This is a genomic window from Microbacterium sp. LWH12-1.2 (assembly GCF_040675825.1).
GTDB lineage: Bacteria > Actinomycetota > Actinomycetes > Actinomycetales > Microbacteriaceae > Microbacterium.
Map to the genome: position 1 here is coordinate 1,402,348 of NZ_JBEGIJ010000001.1, position 23,490 is coordinate 1,425,837.

General features: G+C 66.8%; 25 protein-coding genes. All 25 read right to left on the reverse strand.

The features are described from left to right. Positions 1 to 39: 39 nt before the first annotated feature. The 25 genes from MRBLWH12_RS06725 to MRBLWH12_RS06845 all read right to left on the reverse strand — a co-directional run bounded on the left by MRBLWH12_RS06725 (position 40) and on the right by MRBLWH12_RS06845 (position 23,438). Positions 40 to 1,179: a hypothetical protein gene (locus MRBLWH12_RS06725; protein WP_363547419.1), complete on the reverse strand. Its 1,140-nt coding sequence runs from the start codon at positions 1,177 to 1,179 to the stop codon at positions 40 to 42. After that, complete coding sequence (locus tag MRBLWH12_RS06730) at positions 1,154 to 1,759, reverse strand: RNA polymerase sigma factor (protein ID WP_363547422.1); 606 nt, start codon at positions 1,757 to 1,759, stop codon at positions 1,154 to 1,156. Before MRBLWH12_RS06730 ends, MRBLWH12_RS06725 begins: the two co-directional genes overlap by 26 nt. Positions 1,760 to 1,790: 31 nt before the next feature. Next, positions 1,791 to 2,465 carry a hypothetical protein gene (locus tag MRBLWH12_RS06735; protein ID WP_363547425.1) on the reverse strand — a complete coding sequence of 225 codons (675 nt, stop codon included), beginning with the start codon at positions 2,463 to 2,465 and terminating at the stop codon, positions 1,791 to 1,793. Positions 2,466 to 2,889: 424 nt separating this feature from the next. Next, positions 2,890 to 3,483, reverse strand: coding sequence for an RNA polymerase sigma factor (locus tag MRBLWH12_RS06740; RefSeq protein ID WP_363547428.1), 594 nt, complete (start codon positions 3,481 to 3,483; stop codon positions 2,890 to 2,892). A gap of 43 nt (positions 3,484 to 3,526) precedes the next feature. Then, positions 3,527 to 4,099 (reverse strand): GNAT family N-acetyltransferase, encoded by a 573-nt coding sequence (locus MRBLWH12_RS06745; RefSeq protein ID WP_363547431.1) that lies wholly within the window; start codon positions 4,097 to 4,099, stop codon positions 3,527 to 3,529. Between the two features lie 14 nt (positions 4,100 to 4,113). After that, positions 4,114 to 4,884 (reverse strand): polysaccharide deacetylase family protein, encoded by a 771-nt coding sequence (locus MRBLWH12_RS06750; RefSeq protein ID WP_363547434.1) that lies wholly within the window; start codon positions 4,882 to 4,884, stop codon positions 4,114 to 4,116. A 185-nt stretch (positions 4,885 to 5,069) separates the two neighbouring features. Beyond that, positions 5,070 to 5,990 carry an RluA family pseudouridine synthase gene (locus MRBLWH12_RS06755; RefSeq protein WP_363547437.1) on the reverse strand — a complete coding sequence of 307 codons (921 nt, stop codon included), beginning with the start codon at positions 5,988 to 5,990 and terminating at the stop codon, positions 5,070 to 5,072. Positions 5,991 to 5,992: 2 nt separating this feature from the next. After that, positions 5,993 to 6,532, reverse strand: coding sequence for a signal peptidase II (lspA, locus tag MRBLWH12_RS06760; protein WP_414685038.1), 540 nt, complete (start codon positions 6,530 to 6,532; stop codon positions 5,993 to 5,995). A 60-nt stretch (positions 6,533 to 6,592) separates the two neighbouring features. Next, positions 6,593 to 7,195, reverse strand: coding sequence for a DivIVA domain-containing protein (locus MRBLWH12_RS06765; protein ID WP_363547443.1), 603 nt, complete (start codon positions 7,193 to 7,195; stop codon positions 6,593 to 6,595). A 160-nt stretch (positions 7,196 to 7,355) separates the two neighbouring features. Next, the gene (locus MRBLWH12_RS06770; RefSeq protein ID WP_341974365.1) at positions 7,356 to 7,652 is read right to left on the reverse strand and encodes a YggT family protein; all 297 of its coding nucleotides are present in this window, start codon (positions 7,650 to 7,652) and stop codon (positions 7,356 to 7,358) included. Positions 7,653 to 7,655: 3 nt separating this feature from the next. After that, the gene (locus MRBLWH12_RS06775; RefSeq protein WP_341974363.1) at positions 7,656 to 8,138 is read right to left on the reverse strand and encodes a cell division protein SepF; all 483 of its coding nucleotides are present in this window, start codon (positions 8,136 to 8,138) and stop codon (positions 7,656 to 7,658) included. Between the two features lie 42 nt (positions 8,139 to 8,180). Next, positions 8,181 to 8,861: a YggS family pyridoxal phosphate-dependent enzyme gene (locus MRBLWH12_RS06780; protein ID WP_363547446.1), complete on the reverse strand. Its 681-nt coding sequence runs from the start codon at positions 8,859 to 8,861 to the stop codon at positions 8,181 to 8,183. A gap of 14 nt (positions 8,862 to 8,875) precedes the next feature. Next, on the reverse strand, positions 8,876 to 10,024 hold the full coding sequence (gene ftsZ / locus MRBLWH12_RS06785; protein ID WP_363547449.1) for a cell division protein FtsZ: 1,149 nt from the start codon (positions 10,022 to 10,024) through the stop codon (positions 8,876 to 8,878). A gap of 181 nt (positions 10,025 to 10,205) precedes the next feature. After that, positions 10,206 to 11,018: an FtsQ-type POTRA domain-containing protein gene (locus MRBLWH12_RS06790; protein WP_363547451.1), complete on the reverse strand. Its 813-nt coding sequence runs from the start codon at positions 11,016 to 11,018 to the stop codon at positions 10,206 to 10,208. 108 nt (positions 11,019 to 11,126) lie between these two features. Next, positions 11,127 to 12,527, reverse strand: coding sequence for a UDP-N-acetylmuramate--L-alanine ligase (gene murC, locus MRBLWH12_RS06795; protein WP_363547454.1), 1,401 nt, complete (start codon positions 12,525 to 12,527; stop codon positions 11,127 to 11,129). Positions 12,528 to 12,578: 51 nt separating this feature from the next. Further along, complete coding sequence (locus MRBLWH12_RS06800) at positions 12,579 to 13,667, reverse strand: UDP-N-acetylglucosamine--N-acetylmuramyl-(pentapeptide) pyrophosphoryl-undecaprenol N-acetylglucosamine transferase (protein ID WP_363547456.1); 1,089 nt, start codon at positions 13,665 to 13,667, stop codon at positions 12,579 to 12,581. Then, entirely contained in the window at positions 13,664 to 14,902 is a 1,239-nt protein-coding gene (gene ftsW, locus MRBLWH12_RS06805) for a putative lipid II flippase FtsW (protein ID WP_363547459.1), read from the reverse strand. The genes MRBLWH12_RS06800 and ftsW overlap by 4 nt, the downstream gene beginning before the upstream one ends. Continuing rightward, entirely contained in the window at positions 14,871 to 16,409 is a 1,539-nt protein-coding gene (murD, locus tag MRBLWH12_RS06810; protein ID WP_363547462.1) for a UDP-N-acetylmuramoyl-L-alanine--D-glutamate ligase, read from the reverse strand. Before murD ends, ftsW begins: the two co-directional genes overlap by 32 nt. Continuing rightward, a complete protein-coding gene (gene mraY, locus MRBLWH12_RS06815) occupies positions 16,399 to 17,505 on the reverse strand; it encodes a phospho-N-acetylmuramoyl-pentapeptide-transferase (protein ID WP_363547464.1) in 1,107 nt (368 codons plus the stop codon). Before mraY ends, murD begins: the two co-directional genes overlap by 11 nt. Further along, the gene (locus MRBLWH12_RS06820; RefSeq protein ID WP_341974354.1) at positions 17,502 to 18,914 is read right to left on the reverse strand and encodes a UDP-N-acetylmuramoyl-tripeptide--D-alanyl-D-alanine ligase; all 1,413 of its coding nucleotides are present in this window, start codon (positions 18,912 to 18,914) and stop codon (positions 17,502 to 17,504) included. The genes mraY and MRBLWH12_RS06820 overlap by 4 nt, the downstream gene beginning before the upstream one ends. 27 nt (positions 18,915 to 18,941) lie before the next feature. Beyond that, complete coding sequence (locus tag MRBLWH12_RS06825) at positions 18,942 to 20,726, reverse strand: peptidoglycan D,D-transpeptidase FtsI family protein (protein WP_363547467.1); 1,785 nt, start codon at positions 20,724 to 20,726, stop codon at positions 18,942 to 18,944. Between the two features lie 26 nt (positions 20,727 to 20,752). Continuing rightward, a complete protein-coding gene (locus tag MRBLWH12_RS06830) occupies positions 20,753 to 21,316 on the reverse strand; it encodes a hypothetical protein (protein ID WP_363547470.1) in 564 nt (187 codons plus the stop codon). Then, positions 21,313 to 22,251 carry a 16S rRNA (cytosine(1402)-N(4))-methyltransferase RsmH gene (rsmH, locus tag MRBLWH12_RS06835; protein WP_341974351.1) on the reverse strand — a complete coding sequence of 313 codons (939 nt, stop codon included), beginning with the start codon at positions 22,249 to 22,251 and terminating at the stop codon, positions 21,313 to 21,315. The genes MRBLWH12_RS06830 and rsmH overlap by 4 nt, the downstream gene beginning before the upstream one ends. A gap of 115 nt (positions 22,252 to 22,366) precedes the next feature. Beyond that, positions 22,367 to 22,798, reverse strand: coding sequence for a division/cell wall cluster transcriptional repressor MraZ (gene mraZ / locus MRBLWH12_RS06840; RefSeq protein WP_102192802.1), 432 nt, complete (start codon positions 22,796 to 22,798; stop codon positions 22,367 to 22,369). 265 nt (positions 22,799 to 23,063) lie between these two features. Continuing rightward, entirely contained in the window at positions 23,064 to 23,438 is a 375-nt protein-coding gene (locus MRBLWH12_RS06845; protein WP_363547473.1) for a DUF3040 domain-containing protein, read from the reverse strand. Positions 23,439 to 23,490 lie beyond the last annotated feature (52 nt).

Genomic DNA, 23,490 nt, shown 5'->3' on the forward strand with positions numbered 1-23,490 from the left:
GTGTACTTTCGGCATCCGACACCCCAGACCGGCGAGGGGCTATTCGGCGGGTAGCGAGTCCACGATGCTGGTGGTGTATCGCGTCCTGACGTCGGGCACATCGGTGGGCACCACGCCGATTCCGGCTTCGGCTCGCTCGGAAGTCTCGAGCACGGTTCCCGTGCTCATCTCGATCGAGATCGTCATCCGGTACGAAGCGAACTCCGTCGCCTCGGCCAGCGCCAGTTGCGAGTCGAACGTGATCGTCCGAACACCGTCTACCTCATCCGAAACGGTCGAACCCGGCAGGAGACTGAGGGCACGGTACATCGCCGCTCGCAAGTCGGCTGGCCCGACGTTGTAGGAGAGCATATCGATGAAGAACCACCCCACCTTTCCGTCGGCCCATCCCGGCTGATCCGTGCCCGCGAACTCCTGCACCCACGTGATCAGTTCATCGGGATCGCGAGGCATACTGGCAAAGAACACGTCAAGCGTCTCGACTTCCCCAACACCGTCCCACGGCGCAAACTTGGTGAAGGGTTCGAGCGGGCGTTCACCTGGCAAAGTCGCGAGGTCCCGCCGAGACTGCTCATCTGCCTCCACCTGGTCCCCATAGGTGTCGCCAACTCGAATGGCGGTCCCTTCCGCGTACCACGACGCGGACAAGTCCTCCGGTATGTACATGACTCCGCCATGTCGCAGTTGCCACGCACTGGTTGCGGTCTGGTGCGAACCTCCCATGCCCCACCCACCGGCCCCCAGTTCGCTGTAGAGAATGATCTCCTCCGTCGTCCACTCGCGACGCAGGTACTGACCGGGCTGGAGTTGAGGCGCGGCGAACGACGCTGCCGCGTTCGCTGCGGCGCGGAGCACTTCCGTGGGAGTTGCGGGAGTCGGCGCAGGCGCCGGCGTCAGGACCCCGCCGGGACGGCGCGGATCGGCCGTCTCGACCGGGTTCGCCTCGACCTGAGGCACCACCGCTGTCAGCTGGTTGACGATCACGACGCCCACCGTTGCTGCAGCGACTCCTGCGACCGCGCCGGCGATGAGGAACATCGGGCGCCTGGCTGCGCGCCTACGCGCAGAGCTGATGCTCTCGTCGATGCCCTCCAGGAGCAACGATCGAGATCGGGTGTAATGCTCTTCGGCGATCTCTGCCCCTGCGTTGACGTCACGCACGCGTTCCAACACGTCCATCGACCTCTCCTTCCTTCTCGTTGCTCTGCTGTTCCATTCGGGCCGAACGGCCGGGGTCCAATCTCCGACGGACCCGGTTGAGTCGCGAGCGCACGGTGCCGACCGGCACACCGAGAGCGGAGGCGACCTCCTCATAGGTCAGGTCGCCCCATGCGTACAACAGGAGCGTCTCCCTGTCCTTCGGCGACAGGGCTGCGATCAGTGGCGCCAGTTGCCTGGTCGAGCTCGCGGCGTCCAACCGTGCGATCACGGGTTCGGTGCCGTCGTGTGAGTGATCGATTCGCTGGTCGGCGGTTGCCTGGATCGAGCGCCAGTTCTTCGCCTCTTGCGCCCTGTGCTTTCGCGTCAGCCGCGATGCGATTCCGAGCAGCCAGGGAACAGAGGATTCCACCGCCTGGTCGAACGAAGCCCGGCGCCTGAATGCGACGAGGAACGTCTCGCTGACCACATCCTCCGCGGCCTCGGATCCGACACGGCGCGCGGCGAAGCCGCCAATGACCCGCGCGTGCCGATCGAACAGCTCGGCAAATGCGCGAGGCTGTTCGATCGACCGCCGGATGATCTCGCTGTCTGTGCTCACACTATGTATTGCCCCAGAATCGGAAAGCGGTTCACGGGGCCGAATCGACGATGCTGAGAGACGGCGTCGATCTGGAGTTCGGCACCGTGTCCGGGACGATCGTCCCGCCCGAGCCGAAGGTGACGGATGTGCGGGTCACGAGTGCGGTATCGGTATCGATCGATATCTCATCCCACCGGTCGTTGGGAGCATAGGTCGGAAACGCGAGCGTGACGACGGTGCCCTCAGTCCCCACGACGACTCCGTTCGAAAGCGTGCTCAACGCGCGGTACATCGCAACGCGAAGATCTGCCGGGGCGACGTTCCACTCCAGCTCCTGAATCAGGAACGTCGCTACCCCCGTTTCTTCTGCTCCCAGATTGAAATCGCCGTTGTACTCGAGGATCCAATTGATCAACTGAGCCGGATCGCGAGGCATCTGCGCGTAGTACGCGTCAGATCCCGCCACGGGCTCAGTCGAGTCCTCCCATCGATCGGCCATGCCGCCGGGTACCCGGCGGATGATCTGCTCCTTCAGCACCTGATCCAGCCACGCCTGGGACAGCGCAGCGGCGTCTTCGCCGTAGAGCGCGATAATCTCGCGTTCCGGCTCGAAGACGGTCACCCACTCCCCTGAGCGGTCTGCGGGCACGTAGGTCACATAGTGGCCCGCAGACACCCACGCCGCTGTGGCATCCGCTCTCGTCGTATTCTGCGGCGAACCCATTGCGGGACCGTGGAGCACAAGCTGCTCGGTCCGGCGGTCGATGCGCAGATACTGTCCCTCGCCTGCAATTGGTCCCGAACTCGTCGACGCGACATTCGCTGCGCCTCTGAGGACCGATTCCACGGTGACGGGAGCCGGAACCGGCCTGGGAATCGGCCCAGATCCCGGACGCGTCAATGCTGGGGACGGCGTCGGCAGGGCTTCGACAGTTCCGGGCCTCGCAAAGTTCCCCACCACCAGCACTCCGACGGTCACTGCCGCCGCTGCCCCGACCAGACCGCCCGCGATGATCCATGGCCTCCGACGCCTGGCAGAGGTCCGCGCTGGCCGCCGCTCGGTCTGGATCTCCATCAGCAGCCGCGCTCGTGCGGAAATGACGTTCTCGTCTGCCCCGTCGATCTCCGGAGTGGTCTCGCGCACTTTCTCAAAGATGTCCAACGGACTCTCCCTTCTGCTTGATCTCGGATACTTCTGCTCGCTTGACCCGCCCGGGGTCCAATCTTCGACGCACGCGGTTCAAGCGCGAACGCACGGTCCCCACCGGCACACCGAGGGTGGTGGCGATCTCCTCGTAGGTCATGCCCTGCCATGCGTAGAGGAGGAGAGTTTCGCGATCTCTGGGCGCGAGCGCCGCGATACGCGTCTTCAGGCTCTGAACTTCTCGTGCGGCATCTAGCTTCGTCATTGCGTCATCGACGCCACCCTCGGAGGTGTGCTCCTCACCAGTGATCGCCGCAGCGAAGGAGCGCCACTGCTTCGCCTCTGTCGCCCGGTGCTTTCGGATCAGCCGGGAGGCGATTCCGAACAGCCATGGGGTCGCCGACTCGACGCTGGTGTCGAAGTCTGCACGGCGACGGAAGGCGATAAGGAAAGTCTCGCTGAGTACGTCTTCCGCGGCATGCTGGCCGATGCGGTAAGCGGCGAACGCGTTCACCGCGCGCGCGTGACGGTCGAACAGCTCGGCAAACGCCGCAGGCTGCTTCAACGACGTCTGGATGATCTCGCTGTCTGTGCTCACGCTGTCTATTGCCTGTGAGAGCTCAAACGGTTCACGATTTCTTTCACGAGAGGTCGAGTCGCATAAGCACACGCGGGAAACCGTCGATCACGGACCCGGTGTCAGCCGCCTTCTCGAAGCCCGCACGCTCGAACATCGCACGCGTCCCGACGTACATCATGGTCTGATTGACCTTTGCCCCGTTGTTGTCCACCGGGTACCCTTCGATCGCCGGGGCACCGCGTTCCCGGGCATACGCGACGGCGCCGTCCATCAGGGCGTGCATGAGCCCGAGTTTCCGATGCCCTGGACGGACCCGGAAACACCAGAGCGACCAGACGTCGAGGTCGTCGATATGCGGGATCAATCGGTTCCGCGCGAAGCTCGTGTCTCGCCGCGGATGCACGGCCGCCCAGCCGACCGGCTCGTCGTCGAGGTACGCGATCACTCCCGGCGGTGGATCTTGCGCGCACAGCTCACGGACGCGGTTCGCGCGGTCCTCGCCGATGAGCGCCACGTTCTCCTTACTGCCGATGCGGTAGCTCAGACAGAAGCACACATTCGACGTCGGCTTCTTGGGTCCCACGAGCGCCGCGACATCCTCGAACACGGTCGCCGGGCGCACTTCGATGCTCATGAGGCCATTCTCCGTCAGGCGTCCACGTGGACGAATCGAACGCCATGGGCCCGCAGATCGGAGATTGCTGCCAGCGCTCCTGCCGCGGTTCCGCCGTCCGGCCGATTCATATGCGCCAGAACGATGCTGCCAGCGGCGGCCCGCCCGAACTCGTGGCGCACCGCGCTTGCGGAATAACTGGCACCGCCATCGCCGTTGACGGTGAACCCGATCGGTATCTCGCCGAGCTCGTGCACGATCCGCACCGCGACATCGTCGTAGTGCGCTGTGCCTGCACGGAAATAGCGCGGTGGGTGCCCCACGAGTTCCGTGAGCACCTGATGGTTGCTCCACACCTCGTCGACCGCACCTGCCGCGGACCCTGTGCCCGGAATCCCATACGCGGCCGCACCCGTGACCGAGAGCGGATGGTGCCCGGTTCCGTGGTTCGCGAGAAGGAAAAGCGGATCCGCCGCGAGCTCTGCCGCCAGCTCCGCATGGGTCTCGACCCAGCGCTGGTTCAGAAAGAGCGTCGCCGGCACCGTCGCGGCGCGCAGACCATCGATCAGCGCGTGATCGACGTTCGAGCCGCCTGATCCTCCGCAGGCGTCGAAGGTCAGCGCCACCCGTGCCGCTCCGTGCTCGTCCGTCGGGTTCACCAGCTCCGACACGACGCCAGGCAGGTGCGTCCCCCACGCCGATGGCACGACACCGTGGTGTCGTGCCGCGATCGTAATGGGATCGGGCAGCACCGGAGTCGGCGTCGGAGTCGACACCGGCATCGGCATCCGCGTGGGCATCGGCATCCGAGTCGGAACAGCAACTCCTGACGGGCCAGCCGGACGTGGAGCACACCCGATCAGTCCGAGCGCGAGGACTCCGAGCAGTGCGGTACGTCGGTCAATGGGTTGTCTCACAAGCGCCTCCCCCTCAGCGGCGCATCCACGCTAGCGCACCAGTGATGGATGTGCAGGAGACGGAACGGCGTTCGCTATTCCCCGCGGAGGATGTCGAGCGCGTGACGGAAATCGGCCGGATACGGTGACTCGAACTGCACCCACTCGCCGGTGGCGGGATGGTGGAAGGCGAGCTGGTGCGCGTGCAGCCACTGCCGCGTCAGGCCGAGTCTGGCTGCCATCGTCGGGTCGGAACCGTACAGCGGGTCGCCCACGCACGGATGCCGGTGCGCGGCCATGTGCACGCGGATCTGATGCGTGCGGCCGGTTTCCAGGTGGATCTCCAGGAGCGATGCCCCCGGAAAGGCCTCGAGCGTCTCGTAGTGCGTGACCGACGGCTTGCCGTCGGGGATCACTGCGAACTTCCACGAGTGATTCGGGTGTCGCCCGATCGGCGCATCGATGGTGCCGACGAGCGGGTCCGGATGTCCCTGAACCACCGCGTGGTAGATCTTCTCGACCGTGCGCTCCTTGAAGGCGCGCTTCAGCGCGGTATAGGCGGTCTCAGTCTTCGCGACCACCATGAGCCCGCTGGTCCCCACATCGAGCCGGTGCACCACGCCCTGGCGCTCCGGCGCACCGCTGGTCGCGACACGGAAGCCTGCGGCGGCCAGAGCGCCGACGACGGTCGGGCCCTCCCAGCCGAGCGACGGATGGGCGGCCACGCCAGTGGGCTTGTCGACCACGACGATGTCGTCGTCGTCGTAGACGATGCCGAGATCCGGTACCGGGATCGGAATGATCCGCGGCTCCTCCTTCGGTTGCCATTCGACCTCGAGCCAGCCACCGCCGCGCAGACGATCGGACTTGTCGAGCGTCACTCCATCGAGCTGGACACCGCCGGCGGCGGCGACGTCAGCGGCGAAGGTGCGCGAAAAGCCGAGCATCTTCGCCAGCGCAGCGTCGACCCTCGTACCGTCCAAACCGTCGGGGACGGGAAGGGAACGGGATTCCACGCTCAGCGCTCCACGTCGGCGGTCGTCGACCCATCCGGCTTCTCGGAAGTCGCCGCATCGGCGTCGGCCGCCGCGGCGTGGTCTCGCTCGCGGGTGCCGTCGAAGCGCAGTCCGAACACGACGAGAAGCGCGACCGAGATCATGCCGGTGACAATGAAGATGTCGGCGACATTGAAGATCGCCGGCATCATCCAGGGCATCGAGATCATGTCGACGACATGCCCGACCGGAAAACCCGGCTCGCGGAGCAGACGGTCGGTCAGGTTGCCGAGCACGCCGCCGAGCAGGCATCCGAGAACCAGAGCCCACAAGCGCGAACGCAGCGAAAGCGCCTTCCAGATGATCACACCGGCGACGATCGACAGAGCGATCGTGAAGATCCAGGTGACCTCAGAACCGAGCGAGAAAGCCGCTCCGGGGTTGCGCACGTAGTAGAGCTGGAGAAATTCTCCGAGCACGGGCACGGACTCCTGCAATGGCAGGTTGGTGATCGTGAGGTGCTTCACAAACTGATCGGCGGCCAGTACGAGCGCTGCGAGAATCGCAACGATCGCACCGGCCGCCGACCGACGAAGGGGACGACGTCCTGGCAAAGGGTCGACCTACAGTCCGATCGCCGAGACGGGGGTCGAGTCCGTCGACGCCGACTTCTCGTCGAGGTCGCGGAGCTGACCCTCGATGTAACCGCGCAGCTGGTTGCGGTAGTCACGCTCGAAGTTGCGGAGTTCGGTGATACGGGCCTCGAGCTGGTTGCGCTCGCGCTCCATGCGGGAGGTCTCTTCGCGCTGCTTGGCCTCGGCCTCGCCGCGGATGCGGCTGACCTCGGTCTCGGCCTCGGCGATGAGCTGGTTGCGCTTCGCCTCACCCTCGGCGACGTGCTCGTCGTGCAGACGCTGCGCGAGTTCGATGATGCCTGCGGTCGCGGTCGCGGAGCCAGATGCTGCGGGCTCGACGGGGGCCTCGGCGACGGCGACCGGCGCGGGTGCCTCGACGACGGCAGCGGGAGCCGGAGCGGCGGCCTCAGGAGTCGCACCGGACTCGTAGGCGGCCAGCTTGGCCTTCAGCTCGACGTTCTCCTCGAGGGCCTTGCGCCACTCGATGACGATCTCGTCGAGGAAGTCGTCCACCTCGTCCGGGTCGAAGCCGTCCTTGAAACGGACGTGCTGGAACTGCTTGGTGACGACGTCATCCGGGGTAAGTGCCATGGGTGGCTCCTCTTTCGATGAGTTCTGTTGCCAGTTTCGATGTATGGCGTGGTCGTGATGTGGCGCGAATCCGGGGCGCGCACCTGGGAGCCAAGCATAGTCCCCGCATCTGAATGTCGCGATGTCGCGACACCCGTGCGCGACGAAGTCGCTGCGCAGATCAGACGAAGATGCGCACGATGTTCATGAGGATCAGCACGATCAGCATGGTGAGTGCGAAACCGAAGTCCAGGGACAGTGTTCCGATGCGCAACGGCGGAATCAATCGCCGGAAGAAGCGGATCGGGGGGTCGGTGATCGTGTAGACGATCTCAGCGACGATCAGGCCAGCGCCCTTCGGACGCCATTCCCTGTTGAACAGCGGAATGTAGTCGAGGATGAGGCGTGCGAAGAGTATGAAGATGTACAGCAGAAGCACCAGATGAACGATGCTCGCGGCAACGGAGACCAGCTCCACGGGCTACGACTGGTCGAAGCCCGCAGACTCGGCGTCTGCGTGTGCGATTCCCCCGTGGCCCGACACCGCGATGTTCTCCGGCGACAGCAGGAAGACCTTCGACGTCACGCGCTCGATGCGGCCGTATAGGCCAAGGGAGAGACCGCTGGCGAAGTCGATGAGGCGGCGCGCGTCGGCGTCGCTCATCTGCGAGAGGTTGATGATCACCGGGACGCCCTCGCGGAAGCTCTCAGCGATCAGCTGAGCGTCGCGGTACTGCTTGGGGTGCACCGTGAGGATCTCGTTCACCGTGCCCGCAGCAGGCTGCCGCACGGCGACGGGGCGACGCAACGGCGTGACGGGCGCCGGGGCGGCCTCTTCACGGTCACGCTGCTCGCGGTCGCGTTCGCGGTGTGCGCGGGCAGGAGCTTGCGTCTCCTCCTCGTACACCTCTTCCTCGTCGGCGAGGCCGAGATACACCATGGTCTTCTTCAGCGGGTTACCCATCGTGTCCTCCGGTTCGAACGTTCGGGCTGGTCTGTTTAGAGGTTAACCCCGGTCGGGCCGGGGTCCCGTGATTGCGGAGCCGATCCGCAGGTGTGTCGCACCTGCGGCGATGGCCTCGGCGAAATCGCCGGTCATGCCGGCAGAGATCCATGTTGCATCCGGCGCGATGAGGCGGATCCGGTCGGCGACGACGCGCAGGCGCGCGAAGGCGGATGCCGGTTCCTCATCGAGCGGAGCCACGGCCATCACTCCACGGAGTCGTAGCGAGGGCAGGCCGAGCACGTGCTCGGCGAGAGCGTCTGCCGCGCCGGGCTCGACTCCCCCGCGCCCGGCGTCGCCGGTGAGATTGATCTGCACGAGCACGTCAAGCGCGGAGTCGTCCTCCGCCGCACGATGGAGCGCATCGGCCAGCCGTTCGCGGTCGACCGAGTGCACGGCATCCGCCCCGCTCCTGATCGCCGCCGCCTTGTTCGTCTGCGCCTGGCCGATGAAATGCCAGCGCAGGTCGAGATCCTGCAGCTCGTCGACTTTGGCGGACATCTCCTGCTGCCGATTCTCACCGACGTCGCGCACGCCGAGCGCGTGGAGCTCCCGGACGACGGATGCCGAATGGAACTTCGTCACCACGATTCGGGTGATCTCCCCGCCATCGCGGCCTGCTCGGCGCGCGGCGTCAGCGATCTGCGTGTCGATCGCCGACAGCCGCGCAGCCAATTCACTCAAATCGGATTCCCGTGTTACTTCAGGAACTCAGGAATGTCGATGTCGTCCTCGGCGAACGCCGGCTCGATGCTGGTCGCGGGGACCCGCTGGGCCGATTCGGTCTCGATCTTCTCCGGCGTGGCCGGAGCATCGGAGACGCTGGAGAGCGGCACGTCGGGCAGCGTCGCCGCTGCCGCCGGACGGCTGACCACCATCGGGTCCAGGCGCAGCGTGGGTTCTCCGCTGTCGAAGCCGGCGGCGATCACCGTGACGCGCACCTCGTCGCCGAGAGTGTCGTCGATGACCGTTCCGAAGATGATGTTCGCCTCGGGGTGCGCCGCCTCCTTGACGAGGTCCGCGGCATCGTGGATCTCGAAGATGCCGAGGTTCGAACCACCCTGGATCGACAGCAGCACGCCGTGCGCGCCCTCGATGCTCGCCTCGAGCAGCGGCGACTCGACCGCGAGCTCGGCGGCCTTGATCGCACGGTCGGCGCCGCGCGCGGAGCCGATGCCCATGAGCGCGGAACCCGCACCCTGCATGACCGACTTGACGTCGGCGAAGTCGAGGTTGATGAGACCAGGAGTCGTGATGAGGTCGGTGATTCCCTGCACACCGGCGAGCAGCACCTGATCGGCGGTGGCGAATGCCTCGATCATCGAGATGCCGCGGTCGCTGATCTCGAGAAGACGGTCGTTCGGCACCACGATGAGGGTGTCGACCTCTTCCTTGAGCTTGGCGACGCCCGCCTCGGCCTGGCTCTGGCGGCGGCGGCCCTCGAAGGAGAACGGCTTGGTGACGACACCGATGGTGAGCGCGCCGATGGACTTCGCGATACGCGCGACGACGGGTGCGCCGCCGGTGCCGGTGCCGCCGCCCTCGCCCGCGGTGACGAAGACCATGTCGGCCCCGGTGAGAGCCTGCTCGATCTCTTCGGCGTGGTCTTCTGCGGCGCGGCGACCCACCTCGGGGTCGGCGCCGGCACCGAGGCCACGGGTGAGCTCGCGGCCCACGTCGAGCTTGACGTCGGCGTCGCTCATGAGCAGTGCCTGTGCGTCGGTGTTGACAGCGATGAACTCGACTCCGCGGAGGCCGAGATCGATCATGCGGTTGACGGCGTTGACGCCGCCACCGCCCACGCCGACGACCTTGATCACGGCGAGGTAGTTCTGGTTCTGGCTCATGGCCGGCCTCCGAATAGTCGAGCCTGTCGTTTAGGCGAGAAACCAGGGTGTGAACCTTAAACCTCAACTAGAGGTGTAAAGTATTTCCCGGTATTGGTTTCTCTTGTTCGAAGGTAAGCGCCGCGTGCTCGCGGGCCCGCAGCGACACGGGCGTGTCGCGCGTTTGCCGTGCAGATCCGGCTCAGCCGACGACGGCGAGCTCGGGCGAGGAGACATCGATCGTGCTGGCGTCGGGTCTCGCAGCCATCGTCCTGCTCAGAGCCACCGCCTTGTCGCGGGACTCCTCGGCGCTCCCCCACACCACGGTCAGTCCCGAGGCGAGGGTCAGCGTGACGTCATCCGCGGTCGACGCGCGGGCGCTCGTGACCACGGCGCGCACGTCGGCCGGCAACGACCGCATGACCAGCCCGATGCTCTCGAAGGCCGTGGAGTCGACTCCGCCTTCGACCTCGATCAGCGGCTGGCCTGCCGGCTGGTCGCTCGTCGTCGCGAGCGCGACGCCTGCGGCATCGACGAGTGTGTACCCGGCATCCGATTCGATCACGCCGACCGGCGTGCGCTCGACGATGCTGACCGTGAGGTCATGCGGCGGCTTCGCCTCGAGCGCGTACGTCTCGATCAGGGGGAAGGCGAGCAGCGCCGCCTTCACCTCACTGGTGTCCACCAGCGCCAGGGGTGTGCCGATCTGGGCACTCAGCGCCGCTTCGACGGTCGCCGGGTCGAGCGTGGACGCGCCCACCACGGTGATCTTCTCCACGGCGAAAAGCGGGCTGTAGGCGGCGGCAACGCTCCCGCCGATCAGCACCAGCACCGCCCCGATCCCCGTGAACCAGATGATGCGGCGACGACGGGAGCGCTGCGTGAAGCGGCGGATCTCGGCGCGCAGTGCCTTCCGGCGAGCACGTGCTGCGCGCCAGACATCGCGACTCGTCGTCGGCGTTGCGAGCTCCTCCGGCAGGTCCTGCGCCGTCTCGCTCGGATTCGACTCCGCCACCCGCTCGCTTTTGTCGGGCTTCTCGGCCTGACGGCGAGAGCGCGAAACCGGTTGCGAAGGTGTCTCCTTCTCCGCCGGCGTCGGCAGGGGTGCGGGCCGGCGCATCCGCTAGGCCCCGGGGGTCTGCCGCAGCGACTCGAGCACCTGCGGGATGATCTGGTACACGTTTCCGCAGCCGAGGGTGATCACGAAGTCACCAGGGCGAGCCACGGTGGCCGTGTAGTCGGCGGCATCCTGCCAGTCGGCGACGTAGTGCACGTTCGAGGCGTCGCGGAACGCGTCGCTGACCAGCTCGCCGGTCACGCCGGGCACCGGGTCCTCCCGCGCACCGTAGACATCGAGCATCACGGTGTGGTCCGCGAACTCCTCGAGCACGTCGGCGAACTCCTGATACATGTGCTGGGTGCGCGAATACGTGTGCGGCTGCTGGATCGCGATGATGCGCCCCTCGCCGGCCAGGGTGCGCATCGCCTCGAGCGCTGCGCGGACCTCGGTGGGATGGTGCGAGTAGTCGTCGTAGACGGCGACGCCGCGCTCGACTCCGTGCTGCTCGAGGCGGCGGACCGTACCGGCGAAGCCCTCCATCGCCCGCGTCGCGTCACTGAGCGAGAAGCCGAGCGCCCGCAGCACCGCGATGCCGCCGGCCGCGTTGATCGCGTTGTGCACCCCCGGCACGGCCAGCTGCAGGCGCGCGCTCTCGGCCCCGTGCGAGATCGTGGCCGAGACCGGCCCGTCGGTGAGGATGTCCGTGACGCGCACGTCGGCATCGACGGCCTGACCGAACGTGATCACGTTCGGATGCGTCAGCCCGGCGCTCACGCGGAGGGCACCGGGGTCGTCGCTCGAGATCACGACCGCCTCCGTCGCGGCATTCGCGAACCGGATGAAGGCGTCGTGGAACGCCTCGTCGGAGCCGTAGTGATCGAGGTGGTCCGGGTCGACATTGGTGATCAGCGCGATCGACGTGTCGTAGAGCAGGAAGGTTCCGTCGGACTCGTCGGCTTCGATCACGAACAGGTCGCCGGAGCCGCTCGCACTGGACAGGCCGAGCTGCTCGATGACCCCGCCGTTGACGAAGTTCGGGTCGGCGCCCAGCTCGCGCAGCGCCGTCACGATCATGCCGGTCGACGTGGTCTTGCCGTGAGCACCGGCGACCGAGACGAGCCGGCGCGAGCCGATCAGCCAGTGCAGCGCCTGGGAGCGGTGGATGACGTGCAGCCCGCGTTCCTTCGCCAGCAGGAACTCCGGGTTCTCCGGCCAGATGGCTCCGGTGTGCACGACGGTGTCCGCATCGCCGAGGTGTGCGGCGTCGTGCCCGACGTGAACGGTCGCCCCGGCGGCGGCAAGCGCGCGGAGGTTGTCGCTGTCGGCGCGGTCGGAACCGGAGACGCGGATGCCGGCATCCAGGAACATCCGGGCGAGTCCGCTCATACCGGAACCACCGATGCCGATGAAGTGCGCGGCGGTGATCGTCTCGGGAATCGGGAGGGAGAGGTCGGGTCTGATCATGTCGGGACTAGTCTACTTTTCCGTTGGTGCGTTTCGTCTCGCCGCGCTCGCTCAACGAGCGGATGCGGAGGCACCCAGGGCGCGATCGATCAGCGCGACGACATTCTCGGTGCCGTTGCGGGTACCGGTGCGCTCCGCAGCCGCGGCCATCCGGGCCAGGCGTTCACGGTCTCCGAGAAGGGGGACCACGATCCGTCGCACGGCATCTCCGTCGAAGGTGGCATCGTCGAGCAGCTCCGCCGCACCCGCGGCGATCGACGATGCCGCGTTCAGGCGCTGTTCGCCGTTTCCGACGGAGTACGGGACGTACAGCGCCGGGATCCCGAGCGCGCTGATCTCGCTGACCGTCGCCGACCCCGAGCGCGAGACGATGAGGTCGGCGAGGGAGAACGCCAGGTCCATCCGGTCGACATACCGCCGGACGACGTACCCGGGCACCTCGGGGTCGACGAGATCGCTGCGCTCCCCCGTGACGTGCACAAGCTGCCAGCCCGCCGCGAGGACGTCTGCCCACGAATCCGCGAGCGCCTCATTGAGTCGCTGTGCGCCCAGCGAACCGCCGAACGCGAGCAGCACAGGCCGGTCGAGGTCCAGGCCGAACGCCTCCGCGGCCTCCGCACGCGCCGCGCGCCGATCGAGGGCGATGATCTCGCTCCGCAGCGGCATGCCGACCACTTCGCTCCCCCGCAACGGCGTGCCCTCGAACGCGACGCCGACGGCCGCCGCACGCCGGGCGCCGAGGACGTTCGCGAGTCCGGGCTTCGCGTTCGCCTCGTGCACCACGAACGGGATGCCCTCGCGCCGCGCGGCGACGTACGCCGGCGCCGACGCGTAGCCGCCGAAGCCGACGAGCACGTCGATTCCGTGTGCGCGGATGTGCGCGCGCACCTGGGCGATGGCTCGGCGGAAACGCCCGGGGAACGCCGCCGCCTGCTTGTTCGGACGACGCGGGAACGGCACCTTGTCCACGATGAGCAGCTCATAGCCGCGCTCGGGCACGAGACGGGACTCCAGCCCCTCCGCGGTGCCGAGCACGAGGACGGAAGCCTCAGCATCGCGCGCACGCAGCGAATCGGCGACGGCGAGCAGGGGGTTGACATGGCCGGCGGTTCCTCCGCCGGCAAGCAGGTACGTGGTCACCTGGTGACCCTACCCCGCCCTGCCGAAGGAGTGCGGACGGCCTTGCCCCGCTCGGTGGCCGGGAGCGTGCGTGCGAACGCGAGGAGCACACCGCAGGCGATGAGCACGGCGAGCAGGGCGGTGCCGCCCTGAGACATGAACGGCAGCGGCACGCCCATCACCGGGAAGATTCCGATCACGACGCCGATGTTGATCACGGCCTGCCCGACGATCCAGACGGTGATGCCGCCGGCAGCGACGCGGATGAAGGGATCCGACGTCTTGCGGATGATGTGGAACGCGCCGACGGCGAAGAACGTGAAGAGGGCGAGCACGACGACACAGCCGATCAGTCCCAGCTCCTCGCCGACGATCGCGAAGATGAAGTCGTTGCCCGGCGCGGGCAGCCAGCCGTATTTCTCCTGCGAATTGCCGAGCCCCAGGCCGAAGATGCCGCCGCTCGCCATGCCCCAGATGCCGTGGATCGACTGATAGCAGTCGCCGTAGTACTGCGACATGTCGTCGCACGTCGCCGTGATGCGCCGCAACCTGTCCGGGCTCGTCAGCGCGTACGCGAGCACTGCGGCCACGCCGAGGATCACCGGCAGGATGAAGAGTCTCAGCTTCACCCCGGAGAAGAACAGACAGCCGAGCAGGATGAGCACGAGCACCATCGATGTGCCCAGATCCTTACCGGCGAGAACCGTGCCGATGGCGAGGACACCGACCGGGATGACGGGGATGAAGACCTGGTGCCAGGTTCCCAGCATCGCCTGCTTGCGCAGCAGGACGTAGGCGATCCAGAGCGCGAGGGCCAGCTTGAGGAACTCCGAGGGCTGGAGCGTGAATCCCGCGATCTTGATCCAGTTGCGGTTTCCGCCGCCCTCGTCGCCGAGCGGCGTGAAGACGAGAAGTTGCAGCGCGACGGCGCCGAACAGCGCCGGCCAGGCGATCTTCTTCAGGAACGGCACCGGAAACCGGCTGATCAGGAACATCAGCGGAACGCCCAGTATCGCGAACACGCCCTGTCGCAGGGCGCCGTCCATCGGATTGTCGCCGTTGGCCACTGCCGTCGCGCTCGTGGCGGAGAGCACCATCACGAGGCCGAAGATCGTCAGCAGCAGGGCGGTCGAAGTGATGAGGAGGAACTCCGTCGACACCGGGGTGAAGCGGCGCCCGAGCGTGACGCGGGCGGCGAGTCCGCCGGACTCGGAGCGCCCGGCCTCACCGCGTGGGGTTCGGGCGACCTGTGTCATCGGCGTTCCCCCGGTCGATCCAGTCCCGCACCGCTTCGGCGAAGCGATGGCCGCGATCCGCGTAACTGGAGAACTGGTCGAAGGATGCCGCCGCCGGGGCCAGCAGAACCGTACCCTCGTCGTCGACGATCCCCGCCGCGATCTCCACGACACGGTTCATGACGTGTCCAGTCTCGCCAGCTTCCACCTCGAATACGGGCACTGCGGGCGCGTGTCGCTGGAATGCCGCGACAACGGCCGACCGTTCGACCCCGATGACGACGGCTGCACTGGCCGTCGTGCCGACTTCGGCGACGAGGTCGGCGATGTCCACGCCCTTGAGATCGCCTCCGACGACCCAGACGGCACCGGGAAAGGCACGCAACGACGAAGCCGCGGCATGCGGGTTCGTCGCCTTCGAATCGTCCACCCAGGTGATGCCGGCGTGCCGGGCGATCACCTGAATACGGTGGGCATCCAGTCGGAACTTCAGAAGTGCCGCGTGGATCGCCGCCGGTGCGACGCCGAGAGAGCGGGCGAGCGCACTGGCGGCGAGGATGTTCTGCACGATGTGCGGTGCCGACAATCCCGCATTCTCGAGATCCGCGACCGTGGTCAGCTCCAGGGCGCTGCGAGCACGGTCTTCATGGAACGCGCGATCGACGAGGAGTCCCTCCACGACGCCGAGGTCGCTGGGTCCGGGGATGCCGAGGTCGAAGCCGATCGCCCTGGCGCCTTCGATGACGTCGGCGTCCTCGACCATGCGTCTGGTGGCCTCATCGGCCTTGTTGTAGACGCAGGCGATCCGGGTGTTGCGGTACACGAACGCCTTCGCGTCGCGGTAGGCGTCGGCGCTGCCGTGCCATACCAGGTGATCGTCGGCGAGGTTGAGGCAGACGGCCGCGTAGGGGAACAGCTCCCCCGCGGCCGCCGACTGCCCGAGGTACCAGAGCTGATGACTGGAGAGCTCCACGACCAGGACATCGAACCCTGAGGGGTCGCGCACGGCATCGAGCACCGGCACGCCGATGTTCCCGCACGGAGCCGCACGCAGCCCGCCCTCGACGAGCAGCGACGCCGTCAGCTGCGTGGTCGTCGTCTTGCCGTTCGTGCCGGTGATGAGAACCCAGTCCGCCGGCGTGCCGTCCGCGCGGACGACCTTGTCACGAAGGCGCCAAGCCAGTTCGATATCGCCCCAGAGGGCGATGCCAGAATCCTGAGCCCAGCGGATCAGCGGATGCGAGGGCGAGAACCCTGGAGAGGCGACGATCACCTCGGGGGCGAAATCGGTCAGGGCATCAGGGACGGCCGCCAGCGAGCCGAGTTCGAACCGGGCGCCGATCACGGGCAGCAGTCGCTCGTATTCGTCCGCAGCGGTCTCGCTGAGCACCAGGACGTCGGCGCCGAGCTCGGTGAGAGTGTCGGCGACCGAGAAGCCGGTCATCGAAAGGCCGAGAACCGTGACCCGCAGTCCCCTCCAGTCGGCGTGCCAGCTGGTCAGAGCATCCAGGCGCGCTTCAGTCGACACGCGTCAACCACTCGACGTAGAAGAGTCCGACGGCCGACACCGCCAGCAGGCCCGCGATGACCCAGAGGCGCACGACGATGGTGACCTCTGGCCAGCCGCGCATCTCGAGGTGATGGTGGAACGGGCTCATCAGGAACAGCCGCTTGCCGCGAGTCGCCTTGAAGTAGGTGCGCTGCAGGATCACCGACCCGGAGGAGATCACGAAGACCCCGGCGATCACGAAGAGCAGCAGTTCGGTGCGGGTGAGGATCGCCATCGCCGTGATCACGCCACCGATCGCCATCGAGCCGACATCGCCCATGAAGACCTTGGCCTTCGGGGCATTCCACCAGAGGAAGCCGATGAGCCCGGCGGCGAACGACGCGGAGATGATGGCGAGGTTGAACGGATCGCGCACCTCGTAGCATCCGCTGAGGGCCTCGGTATCCACGACCGTGCACGACTGCTTGAACTGCCAGAACGCGATCAGACTGTATGCACCGACGACGAACACTCCGGCTCCGGCCGCGAGGCCGTCCAGCCCGTCAGTCAGGTTCACGCTGTTCGAGGTCGCCACGCCGATGATCGCGATCCACACCAGGTACAGGATCCATCCGAGGATCGCGCCGAACACGAAGAGGTTCAGCCACGTGATATCGCGGAACAACGAGATCGAGCCACTCGCCGGTGTCTGATCGAACGTGTTCGGGAAGTTCAGGGCGACGACGCCGAACGGGATGATCACGAGCAGCTGCCCGATCACCTTCCTCCAGCCGGAGAGGCCGAGGCTGCGCTGACTGCGCACCTTCATGTAGTCGTCGATGAAGCCGACGGCACCGAACCCGACCATCAGCCAGATCACCAGGATCGACGACAGCGCAGGCACTTCGCCGCTGACGTACACACCGGTGAAGTAACCCACGATGGTGCCGAGGATGAAGATCACCCCGCCCATCGTCGGCGTTCCGCGCTTCGCCTCGTGGCTGGGGTTGGCGATGTCCTCGGGGGTGCGGATGACCTGCCCCCATCCCCATTTGCGGAACAGCCGGAGGAAGACAGGAGTCAGGAAGAGTGTGAAGGCGAGCGATATCGCCGCCGCCATTAGCAGGGACCTCACGAGAACAATTCTCCCAGACGATCGCCGAGATGCCGAAGGCCCACGGAATTGGATGATTTCACGAGCACACGGTCGCCGTCGCGAAGTTCTGTGCGCAGGTATTCGAAAGCGGCATCCTGATCGGGCAGATGCACGGCCTCGCTGTCCCAGGAGCCTTCACCGACGGCGGAGAGGTAGAGACGGCGGGCCTCAGGGCCGACGACGACGATCCGCTGGATGTTCAGTCGCACGGCGAGCAGGCCGATACGGTCGTGCTCCTCCCCCGTGCTCTCACCGAGCTCTGTCATCGCGCCGAGCACGGCGACGGTTCGCTCACCGGGACCGGTGATCTGAGCAAGAGTGCGAAGGGCTGCCGCCATCGAGTCGGGGCTGGCGTTGTACGCATCGTTGATGATGCGCACCCGGTCGCTGCCGAGTGGCTGCATCCTCCAGCGCTCCGCGATCTCCACGGTCTCCAGACGGGCGATCGCATCCGCGACCGACACGCCCAGCACGCCGGCCGCGGCGATCGCCGCCAGCGCGTTGCCGACATGATGCGCGCCGAGCACCTGCATGTGGAGCGGGAATCGGATGCCGTCGACTTCGACGGTGCAGCGCGTGCCGGATGCCGTCACTGCGACGTCGTCCGCCCGGATGTCTGCGGCGGCGCTCTGCCCGAAACCGACGACGCGCATACCGCGCTCGGTGGCGAGTTCCCGCATCGCGGCCACTCGAGAATCGTCGATACCCAGAACCGCCGTGCCATCGGCTCGCGCCGCGGCCACCAGCTCCGCCTTGGCCTTCGCCGTCTCCTCGATGCCGCCGAACCCGCCGGCATGGGCAAGGCCCACCATCAAGACGACCGCGACGTCCGGCTCGACCAGACCGGCGAGGTGAGCGATGCTCCCCGGTGCCGCTGCGCCGAACTCGCTCACCAGATACCGCGTGTTCTCGGTGACGCGGAGCATGGTGACGGGAGCGCCGACCTCATTGTTGAACGACCTGACGGGCGCGACGACCTCGCCCTCGTCCGACAGGATGCGAGCGAGGAAGTTCTTCGTCGTGGTCTTGCCGTTCGAACCGGTGATGCCGACGATCCTCAGGTTCCCGATGGCGCGCACGCGCCCCACGACCTCCTTGGCCAGATCAGCCAGGGCCGCGATCACATCCGTCACCACGATCTGGGTCACGGCCTCATCGACCGGCCGCTCGACGATCGCCAGGACGGCTCCCGCCTGAGCGGCGGCGCCGACGAAGCGGTGCCCATCGGTCTCGGCCCCGGGCTTCGCGACGAAGATCGACCCCGGCTCCATCTCTCGGGAGTCCGTGTCGACCACTCCCCTCACCACCGTGGTGGCGGTGTCGTCTCCGACGAGACGCAGGTCACCACCGGTGATGGCGGCGATCTCAGCAAGCGACAGGGCGATCATGACATCTCCATGCGCGGCTCTCGCCGGCTATTCGAACTTGGGCAGCAACTCGTCCATCGGCGTGGACGACGGCATGACGCGATAGGTCTTCATGACCTGCGTCACGGCCTTCTGGAAGGCGGAAGCGGTTGCGGCAGACGATGTAATTCTAGTCGGCTCGTCGAGGGTCACCACGATGACGTACTCAGGATCGTCGACGGGAGCGAAGCCGACCATGCTCGTGTAGTAGACGCCGGACTTGTAGCCGCCGTTGACCAGATCCGCGACCTGCGCGGTTCCGGTCTTGCTCGTGACACGGTATCCGGGCACCGCGATGTCTTCGGCGAGTCCGCCCTGCACCGCGACGTTCTCCAGCATGCGCGTCAGCTGTGATGCGGTCTCCGGCGTGACGATCTGCTCGCGTTCTGGCGCATCCGGCGTGACGACGGTGCCGTCCGTCCGCGTGCAGGACTCGACAAGTGAGAGCCCGATCTTCTCCCCGCCGTTGGCGATCGCCTGGTACGCCCCGGCGAGCTGCGGTGCGGTGACGGTGAAGTGCTGACCGAAGGAGGTGGTGTAGATCGACTGGTTGTCCCACTCGCTGGTCGGGTGCAGCGTGCCGTCGGTCTCGTTCGGGAACCCGATCGTCTCGGTGCCGACGCCGAATCGCTGCAGGTAGTCGTGGCGCACATCCGGACTGACCATCTCGCCGAACTTCGACAGCGCCACGTTCGACGAGTCGATCAGTGCACCGGCGAGCGTGTAGTTGTAGTCCGGGTGCGAGAAGGCGTCATTGATGACGGCCCCGTTCGGGAACGTCTCGCGAGACGAAGCCGTGACGGTCGACAAGGGGGTCGCCCCCGCGCCCTCGATCACCGCAGCGGCAGTGATCGCCTTGAAAGTCGAGCCCGGCTCGAAGTCGTAGGTGAAGATCTGGTTGCCCCAGGTCTCGCGTGCCGACGCATCCAGGTCGTTGGGGTCCATCGCCGGCCACTCGGCCGCCGCCCGGATTTTGCCGGTCTTGGTCTCGACGACCGTGACGGTGCCTCCCTTGGCGCCCTGCTTCTGCGCCTCTTCGCCGATCATCTGCTGCATGTACCACTGCAGATCGCTGTTGAGCGTGAGCTGCACGGTTCCACCGTCCACTGCGTCGACAGTGCGTTCGCTGCCGGGGATCACCACGCCGTCCTTGCCGGTGCGGTACGACCTCTCGCCGGCGGTGGAGGCCAGGCACTGGCCCTCCATCTTCTCGACGCCGACCTGCGCCTTGCCCTCTCCGTCGAGGAAGCCGACGATATTGCCGGCGACTGCGCCGTTCGGGTAGACCCGTGTCTCCCGGGGATTCACAGCCAGATAGGGCAGGCCCAGGTCGCGCAGCGCGAGGTACTGCTCGGTGGTCAGGCCCCGCTTCAGCAGCGCGTACTGGCTCTCGGCGTTCTCGGCGAGAGCCGCTGCGACGATCGCGCGCACCTCATCGCCGGTCTGACCGGTGACCGCGGCGATCTTCTCGGACGCCTCGGCCCACGGCAGCTTCGGCTTGTTCTTCTCGTCGTTCTCCAGGAGCATGATGACCTGCGGGCTCAGCTGGGCGTCGTAGACCAGGACGCTGGAGGCGAGGACTGTGCCTTCGGAGTCCACGATCGATCCGCGCTGACCGGGGATCGACGTCGACGTGCCGAGTTTGCCGGTGCGGAGCGAGTCCTCGACATGGGCATCCGCCCTGACTACCTGGATGTCGACGAGCCGGACGACGAACGCCGCCAGCACGGCGAGCACGACGGCGAGGGCGACGACGGTGCGTCGCCGCGGACTGCGGGTGGCTCGTGTCGTCATGAGGATGTCTCCGTCTGGGTTTCGGCTCAGTGGGTCGTGGGGCTGGGGAGGCCATCGGTGATCGACGGCGGCAGATCGGATGTCGTACTCTCCGCGGCTTCATCACCGGCCGGCGGGGTCGTCTCGGTATGCGCGGCCTGCAGGAGCGCATTGCCCACCGCGCCCGAACCGTTCGGGTCGACCGTCGAGTACCAATCGGCACCGGAGCCAGCTCCGAACACCGCACCGTCGCTGAGGCGCAGATACGAGGGCGACCCCGCGACGACCATTCCGAGGCCGGCTGCGCTGCTGGCCAGCAGCTGCGGCGAGCTGAGCCCGGTGAGTTCCTCCTGCAGCGCGTGAGTGCGCAGGTTCAGCTCGCGTTGCTGCGAGTTGAGCGCGGCAAGCGTGAACGAATCCTGCGTGATCGCCAGCGAGAGCGCGATCTGGAGAGCACCGATCGCCAACGCACCGCCGAGGGCGATCAGCGCGTAGGCGAGCTTGGGCTTGCGTCGTTCAGCAGGACGCTCCAGGGGACGAAGGCGACGTTCCGGCGCCTTCGTCGGCGCAGAGGGCCGTGGCAGGACGCGCGCGGTGGCGTTGAGGCTCATGCCGACTCCCTGATCTTCTCGGCCGCGCGCAGCCGCACCGGGATCGCCCGGGGGTTGCGCGCACGCTCGGCGTCGTCCGCCAGTTCGGCGCCCTTGGTCACGATGCGGAACCGCGGAGCGTGCTCGGGGAGTTCGACCGGGAGTCCCGGGGGCGTCGTCGAAGCAGCCCCGGCCGCGAACGCCTGCTTGACCAGGCGGTCCTCCAGCGACTGATACGACATCACGACGATCCGTCCACCGACGCTGAGGGCGTCCATCGCCGCAGGGATCGCGTCCGCGAGCACGTTCAGCTCGGCATTGACCTCGATGCGCAACGCCTGGAACACGCGCTTGGCCGGGTGGCCCGCGCGCTGTGCTGCGGCGGGGGTCGCCGCGATCAGCAGCTCCACGAGTTCGCCGGAGCGGGTGATCGGCTGCTTCTGTCGCGCCTCGATGATGAAACGCGCGTAGCGGCCGGCGAGCTTCTCCTCGCCGTAGCGCTCGAAGATGCGGCGGAGGTTGCCCTCGTTGTACGTGGCGATGACCTCGGCGGCGGTGACCCCCTTGGTCTGGTCCATGCGCATGTCCAGCGGGGCGTCCTTGGAGTACGCGAAACCGCGCTCTGCTTCATCGAGCTGCAACGAGGAGACACCGAGGTCGAAGAGGATGCCGGCGGCGCCCTGTGCGTGCAGGCCGATTTCGTCGTAAACGGTGTGCACGAGGGTGATCCGGTCCGCGAAGCGTGCGAGCCGCTCCCCCGCGATTCGCAGGGCATCCGTGTCGCGATCCAGCCCGATGAGCCGGATGTTGTCGAAGCGCTGGAGGAAAGCCTCGGCGTGGCCGCCCATGCCGAGCGTGGCATCCACGAGCACCGCTCCGTCGGCCTGGAGGGCGGGAGCGAGCAGCTCGACGCAGCGGTCGAGCAGGACGGGGGTGTGAATGTCTCGGAGGTTCATGATCTTTCTCGGGTGGAGTTTCTCTTTCCGGTGACCAGGGCCCTGATCCCCCTCCGCTCGACCCGGCACCGGGGAAGTGTGTCGGGGCGGGAGCGGCGGGGCATCACAGCCGTGGTCAGAAGAGTCCCGGAATCACCTCCTGCTCCAGGTCTGCGTAGGTCTCCTCGCCGGCCGCGAGGTAGGTGTTCCAGCTCTCGGCATCCCAGATCTCGGCGTGGGCGCCGACTCCGGTGACGACGAGCTCCTTCTGGAGTCCGGCGTACTGACGAAGGTGCGCCGGGATGGTGATGCGGTTCTGGCTGTCCGGCATCTCCGCACTCGCTCCGGAGAGGAACAGACGCATGAAGTCACGCGCCTGCTTGTTGGCGAGCGGGGCCTGTCGGATCCGCTCGTGCATGGTCTCGAACTCGGCAGTGCTGAAGACGTAGAGGCAACGTTCCTGACCGCGGGTGACGACGATGCCGCCGCCCAGATCTTCGCGGAACTTCGCGGGAAGGATGACCCGTCCCTTGTCGTCGAGCTTCGGTGAGTGCGTCCCCAGCAACATGGCCATCACCCCCCTCTTCGTCCGGCCAACTCGAGGTGCGCCCCACTTTACTCCACTTTCCTCCACAAACCTACGACCAATCGCCGTGATCCTTCGTCGATCCGAGCGTGAGCGCTTTGAGATCCTTGATTTCTCGCGGTGGAGCGCAGTGGAGGAAGAGTGGAGGACCAGCGCACATCCGCCGAGACGGCGCACCGCGCCGAGAAACGACGAAGGCCCGGATGCTCAGAGCATCCGGGCCTTCGGGAAGACGACTTGTTGGCGGTCAGCGACCGTCTTGGCGGCGATCCCATCGATCGTTCATACGATCCATGAAGGACGCCGAGTTCTGCGGCTTGGCCGACTTGCCCTCGCGAGCCGGCACCGGGGTGGTGCGGCGCACCGGGGTGACAGCCAGCATCACTCCGGTGAGCATCGTCGCGAAACCGATCACACCGACAACGATGCCGAGCACGTCGCCGAGGGCGACACCCGCGATCAGCGCGCCGACGCCGGCCAGCAGGAGGAGTGCCCCGTACACGAGATTGCGGTAGCTCAAGGCACGATCACCGGAGGGCGCGCTCACGACGTCGGCGTCGTTGTGCAGGAGATGGCGTTCCATCTCATCAAGCAGACGCTGCTCCTGTTCGGACAGTGGCATCTCGTCCCCCTCGGGTATGGTGCCTTACATTCTACGCCCAGCCCGGCGATCT